This is a genomic window from Vibrio sp. YT-19(2023) (assembly GCF_033337395.1).
This window is the reverse complement of sequence record NZ_JAWOQN010000954.1, coordinates 1-555: the sequence shown is the minus strand read 5'-3', so window position 1 is coordinate 555 and position 555 is coordinate 1. Positions and strand designations below refer to the sequence as shown.

Below are 555 nucleotides of genomic sequence, written 5' to 3'. Positions count from 1 at the left end.
ATCAAACTCGTATGTGCCGTACAACGCCCCTTCATACTGCCAACTGCTTCTGCGCGTACCTTGATAACTGATGCTGTTACCACCTAACGCCGTGATCCCCACTGCGAACGATTCCCACGACTTTTCCGCAACAGCAAACAACGAGTAAGTCCACTCAGTCAGCGAGCGTCCACCCATGGTTTTGTATTCGTGGAAATTTTTTCTCAGTCTTGGCGAAACCGAAAAATCGACGCTCCAAGCTGAAAAAGAGATCGGCACATCTAAACGAACCGCGGTGTGCAGTTCATCTTTACGAGATGTTTCTGAAGTTGGAATGGTGAGCTGACCCGCAACGCCGATTTTCCCTGTATCTCCAAAGCGATATAGGTTCGTGTATTGCAAGCCCAACACCGAATCTGTCGCGTAGGTGCCGACTTCATCTTCTAGGGCACGATAGCCACCCGTAGAAAAATAGGCTTTTGTGTCGCTCGAAAAGGAATAAACGAGATCGCCTCCCCACGAGAAATTGCGGACAGAACGGTAGTCGTCTTTATCGTAAATGTTTGTATCGTAAGA

Annotated in this window: 1 pseudogene; it reads right to left on the bottom strand. The window is 48.5% G+C overall.

The features are described 5' to 3' along the window. A pseudogene (locus R7E78_RS29380) lies at positions 1 to 555 on the bottom strand (hypothetical protein); the annotation flags it as partial.